We start from the raw sequence: 5186 nt of genomic DNA on the forward strand, positions 1-5186 counted from the left end.
CGGTTGAGCAGGAACATGGATCGGCGTTTCTCCGTCTTGATGGCTGAAATTTATTGCAAAGCCGAGCGAGAAAGGCGCTCTATTTTGCCGCTTTAGATGCAAGTTTGTTTCGTTTTGGACCTCGCTATGTCCGTTTTGCCCGACCTCGACGCTTTCGACCGCGCCATCCTGGCCATCCTGCAGAAGGACAACACCACGCCGCAGCGGGTCATCGGCGCGACGGTCAACCTGTCGGCGCCGGCCGTGCAGCGACGCATCAAGCGCATGGAGGAGACCGGCGTCATCCGCGCCAATGTCGCGCTGGTCGACCCGGCCAAGGTCGGCCACCCGATCACGATCTTCGTCGAGGTGGAGGTCGAGAGCGAGCGCGCCGAGCTGATCGACGCCGCCAAGCGCGGCTTCGCCGAGGTGCCTGAAGTGCAGCAGTGCTATTACGTGACCGGCGAGGCCGACTTCATCCTGGTCGTCACCGTGGCGACGATGGCCGACTACGAGGCGCTGACGAGAAAACTGTTCTTCGAGAACAACAACGTCAAGCGCTTCCGCACGTTCGTCGCCATGGATCGGGTGAAGGTGGGGCTGGAGGTGCCGGTGGGGTGAGCAGATCCGCTCACCACGGCAGCCTTTTGACGTTGCGGAACAAGCCGCCGGTCGGGCCATCGTCCGGCAAGGTCGCGGCCCAGACGATGCCGGCCGCCCCTGGCGCGACCGGGCGGCCGTCAGGCTTGCCCTTGTCGGCCTCCACCCAGTCAGGGCTGATGGCGTTGACCAGGACACCGGCGCCGCGCAGTTCGGCCGCGAGGATGCGGGTGAGCGCATTGAGCGTCGCCCTTCCGGTCGCGTAGGCCGGCGCGCCGGCGTTCATCGAGGCCAGCGAACCAGCCTCGGGAGAAACGATGACCAGCCGGCCATGACCGGAGGCGCTGAGCAGCGGCACGAAGGCGAAGGCCATCCGCCAGGCGCCCACGACATAGGTCTCGAAGGTCTTGCCGCCCAACGTGCGGTCAGGCCTCAGCGCCCGAGCGGATAGGGCGTAATGGACGGCGCCGTTGTTGACGAGTACGTCGAGCCGACCGAAACGGCGCTCCACCTCGGCTGCGGCGAGGGCCGGTCCATCAGGCGCGGCGAGATCCAGCGCGATGGCTTCGACATTGCCGCCGAGCTTCCTCGCCGCCGCCTCGCCCTTGGCGAGGTCGCGCACACCGACGAGTACGGTGAAGCCGAGCGCCGCGAGCCGGCGGGCTGTCTCAAACGCGATGCGGCCGTTGCCGCCGGTGACGAGGGCGACCTTGCCGGAGTGATCTGTCGTGCCGGTCATGTTGTTCTCTCAAGCTCTTCGCAATCAGAATGCGACATTCCCTCTGCCGCGCCCAGTCGATTTGCTGGAATAGAATCCTTTCGTTGCACGATGCGGCACAGGAATGGACCCGCCAGTTCCCTTTGGGCGGCCCGGAACACCGCAGCCAGCAACGGCCCTCCCCGCCAGACACAATCCAGAAACAAGATTCAACAGTCGGGAAAAACTCGCGAAAAGACCGGGTGGCATAACCCGTTCCCGAAGCAGCCGAGTGCGGCCAGCGACAACCCGATATCGATCTTCGAAAAAGGAAATGCCGATTTTGAAAAAGACCCTCCTCTCCGTTCTCGGCCTGGCCGTCGCGCTCGCTTTCGCGGTGCCGGCACTCGGCACCACCGAAGCCAGCGCCGCTGCGACCACGGCTGCCGCAACCACCACGACCGCTGCTCCGGCCGCGGCCACCGCGACGGCGAAGCCCGCAGCCAAGGTCGCTCATCACAAGAAGCACAAGAAGCACCACAAGCATCACGCCCGCAAGCATCACCTGAAGAAGCACCGCAAGCATCACGTCAAGAAGCATCACGTGAAGAAGCACGTCGCCAAGAAGGCGGCCTAAGTCCCGACCCCTCCCATCGGGATGGTTTCTTCATGCCGGATGATCCCGCTCCCCTCGGGATCATCCCTCCCCCGGAAACGCCGCCCCTCACCGGGCGGCGTTTTCGTTGGTTCGCTCGACACGGGCTGCTGCCGGCCTCAGCAGCAGCCTGGCCAAGAAAGGCACTCATCAGATGATGCGATGATCCGATTGATACTTATCAGGCACGCTTTAGTGTCGCTCGACGCCCTTTGCCGCCAGGATGCCATCGACGGCTGGCGACATCAGAAATTCCGACAGTTGCCTGGCAGCTTCTGCGTCCGTTGAATGGGCGCTGATGCCGATGGCGAAATCAATGTAACTTTGGAGTTCTGCCGGAAACCGCCCGACAAGCATGACCTCGGGAGCGGCGGCGAGAATCGAAGTCACAGGCACCACCCCCAGCTCGGCTTCCCCTCGGCCTACGGCCGGCGCTGTCTGCCCTCCTGGTATGGCCACCAACTTGGGCTTCACCTCATCGGATATTCCCAAGCGTTCCAGCAGACCGGAGAAGTAGCCACCGCTGGTCCCGTCACTGGCGTAAGCGATTGATCTGGCGCTCTTCAACGCATGTCCGAATGCTTGCACGGACCCAATATCGAGCGCTCGACTGCCTGCCTTGGCCGCCACCCCCATTGCTATCCGGCCAAACGCGACCTGGCTTCCCGCCCTGACCTTTCCCAGGGCGATCAGATCCTCAACCAGGTGCGGATTGGTGATGACGAGGTCAAAAGGCTCCCCCGCCTCAATCTGCTTCTTTACCGTCGGATTGAGTTCCCACTTGACTGCAACGTTGAATCCTGTGGCCGTTTCGAACCGGGATATGAGAGAAAGGACGGCGGGGCGAACCGCAATTGCGCCAAAAAGCCGGATGTCCTGGTTCATGGCCTAACCTGAAATCGCTCGAGACGACCTTCCTTATAGTACGCATCCAAGCCTGCGCTCCAGGATCCGGCAATTCCATGCTCTGCCTTCGTGCCGACCTCCACTTTGGCGTGACGCGCTCTAAGCCCGCTTTTGCGGATGGATCGTCTCGCCGCGCTTCAGCATCTCGACGAGGTCGGCGATTTTCTTCCGGCGGCCGGCCTCGGTCTTCATGTTGTGGGTCCGGAAGGTGAGCGCGAAGCGGTTCTGGGCGCTGAGCCCAGCCAGCATCGCCTTCGCCTTCGGCTCGGCGTCGATGGCGGCCTGCAGATCCGGCGGGATGGTCATTTCCTTGGCCGAATAGGCGCGCGCCCAGCGGCCGTCGGCCTTGGCCGCCTCGACTTGCCTTAGCCCATGTTCGGTCATGCGGCCCTCCTCGACCAGGCGGGCGACATTGTCGACGTTGATCCTGCTCCAGGTGCTCTTTTTGCCGCGCGGCGTATAGCGCTGCAGGTAGCTCTTGTCGTCCAGGCTCTTGCGCACCGCGTCGATCCAGCCGAAGCACAGCACGACGTCGATGGCCTGCTTCGGCGTGATCGAGGGCAGGCCGGAACCGACCTTGTGTATCTTGATCCAGACCTCGGTCTCGCTGGCGTGGTGACGGGCGAGCCAGGCACGGAAGCGCTCGGGATCGGCGAATTCATGCACCTTGCCGGGATCGACTTTCACGGGCGGCATCAGACGGATCCTCGTTGCGCAGCGCCGAAACTGCCGATCTCCCCCCTTCTGGAGGAGATCGGCAGCTTCAACCTCACTGCAGATGCGGCTTCCTGAGAAAGCTGTTGCGGTCGGCGGATTTCACGCGGAGCCAGGTTTCGCGGCCGTCGCGCACCACCCTGAGCGGGATTTCGGAGCCGGCCGGGTTCTGCCAGAGCTTGCGGTAGAAGTCTGCCAGCCCGTCGACCTCGCCGTCCCTGACATCGGAGATGATGTCGCCCTGGCGCAGGCCGGCCTCGGCGGCGGGGCCGCCTTCGGTGACGCTCATCACCACCACCACGCCATTCGACTCAGCCGAGAAGGCGCCAAGCCACGGGCGCGGCGGTTTCGCCACCTGGCCGCGGGTCAGGAGATCGTCGAGGATCGGCGGCAGAAGGTTTATCGGCACGATCATGTTGATGTCGGCAACCTCGCCGGCACGGCTCATCTGCAGGCGCAGCGACCCGACCCCGAGCAGGTTGCCGACCTTGTCGAACAGCGCCGCCCCGCCCCAGGAAGGATGAGCCGGCGCGATGAAGATCGCCTCGTCGAGCAGGTATTCCCAATAGCCGGCGAATTCCTGCTTGGTGACGATATGGGCGCGCACGCTCTGGCCGATGCCGTCGACCAGCGACACGGCATCGCCAACGCTGGCCTTGTGGGCATCGCCCAACGCCACCGCAGGCAGGCCGAGCGGCGACAGCGCCTGCACCAGGCCGAAACCCGATTCCTGGTCGTAGGCTAGCGCATGCGCGGGCACGACGCGGCCGTCCTGGTCGGTCAGCCAGACCTCCTCGGCCTCAGTGATGAGATAGCCGATGGTCAGCACCAGCCCATCGTCGCGGATGACGACGCCGCTGCCCTCGCGGCGCGTGCCCAGCGTGTTGGCGGTGAAGGCATCGTCCGGAACCGTGGCGCGGACGGCCACGACGGAGCGCGAGATTTGTTCGAGGGTCATCGGTTCATCCTGGGGGGCGGTTTCTTCTATAGGTATGGCGGATGGGGTGAGGCGCAAGGGTTGCCTTTCCCTCTTCCCTTGCGAGGGAAGAGCTCAGCAGCGCTGGCCCAGATAATAGTTCAACAAATTTTGGACTTCCCTATTTGACGCGCGCCCGGTCGCACCTAAGTTTAGCTCGAACCGACCGATCAACCCGCGCCCCCGCCAAACCCTCAAGGCTCCCCCATGAACCAATACACCCCGCCGAAAGTCTGGACCTGGAACAAGCCGAATGGCGGCACTTTCGCCAGCATCAACCGGCCAATCGCCGGCCCGACGCATGACAAGGAACTGCCGGTCGGCAAGCACCCTCTGCAGCTCTATTCGCTGGCCACGCCCAACGGCCAGAAGGTGACGATCATGCTGGAGGAGCTTCTGGCGCTTGGCCACAAGGGTGCCGAGTACGACGCCTGGCTGATCCGGATCAACGAAGGCGACCAGTTCGCCAGCGGCTTCGTCGAGGTCAATCCCAACTCCAAGATCCCGGCGCTGATGGACCGCAGCGGCGAGAAGCCGATCCGTGTCTTCGAATCCGGCTCGATCCTGACCTATCTGGCGGAAAAGTTTGGCGCATTCTTACCGAAGGATCCGGCGGCACGGGCCGAAACCTTCTCCTGGCTGTTCTGGCAGATGGGCTC

Annotated in this window: 7 protein-coding genes; 3 read left to right on the forward strand and 4 right to left on the reverse strand. The window is 63.7% G+C overall.

Features of this window, described 5'->3' with window-relative positions:
* Positions 1-126: 126 nt before the first annotated feature.
* Entirely contained in the window at positions 127-600 is a 474-nt protein-coding gene (locus EN781_RS25165) for an Lrp/AsnC family transcriptional regulator (RefSeq protein WP_126055250.1), read from the forward strand.
* A 10-nt stretch (positions 601-610) separates the two neighbouring features.
* Here the strand turns inward: EN781_RS25165 and EN781_RS25170 are convergent, their stop codons facing one another.
* Positions 611-1318, reverse strand: coding sequence for an SDR family NAD(P)-dependent oxidoreductase (locus EN781_RS25170; protein WP_126055251.1), 708 nt, complete (start codon positions 1316-1318; stop codon positions 611-613).
* Positions 1319-1619: 301 nt separating this feature from the next.
* On the opposite strand from EN781_RS25170, the gene EN781_RS25175 reads away from it, so the two are divergent.
* Complete coding sequence (locus tag EN781_RS25175) at positions 1620-1913, forward strand: hypothetical protein (protein ID WP_126055252.1); 294 nt, start codon at positions 1620-1622, stop codon at positions 1911-1913.
* Between the two features lie 210 nt (positions 1914-2123).
* Here EN781_RS25175 and modA read toward each other — a convergent pair whose 3' ends face one another.
* From modA to EN781_RS25190, 3 genes are all read right to left on the reverse strand, one after another.
* On the reverse strand, positions 2124-2816 hold the full coding sequence (modA, locus tag EN781_RS25180) for a molybdate ABC transporter substrate-binding protein (RefSeq protein ID WP_126055253.1): 693 nt from the start codon (positions 2814-2816) through the stop codon (positions 2124-2126).
* Between the two features lie 120 nt (positions 2817-2936).
* Positions 2937-3533, reverse strand: a complete 597-nt coding sequence (locus EN781_RS25185; protein ID WP_126055254.1) for a YdeI/OmpD-associated family protein — start codon at positions 3531-3533, stop codon at positions 2937-2939.
* Positions 3534-3606: 73 nt separating this feature from the next.
* Positions 3607-4509, reverse strand: coding sequence for a S1C family serine protease (locus tag EN781_RS25190; RefSeq protein ID WP_126055255.1), 903 nt, complete (start codon positions 4507-4509; stop codon positions 3607-3609).
* A 225-nt stretch (positions 4510-4734) separates the two neighbouring features.
* Between EN781_RS25190 and EN781_RS25195 the strand changes: the two genes are divergently transcribed.
* Positions 4735-5186, forward strand: a 452-nt coding sequence (locus EN781_RS25195) for a glutathione S-transferase N-terminal domain-containing protein (RefSeq protein WP_189347831.1), incomplete at its 3' end; no start/stop codon positions are given.

The sequence above is a fragment of the Mesorhizobium sp. M4A.F.Ca.ET.090.04.2.1 genome, assembly GCF_003999085.1.
Classification (GTDB): Bacteria; Pseudomonadota; Alphaproteobacteria; order Rhizobiales; family Rhizobiaceae; genus Mesorhizobium.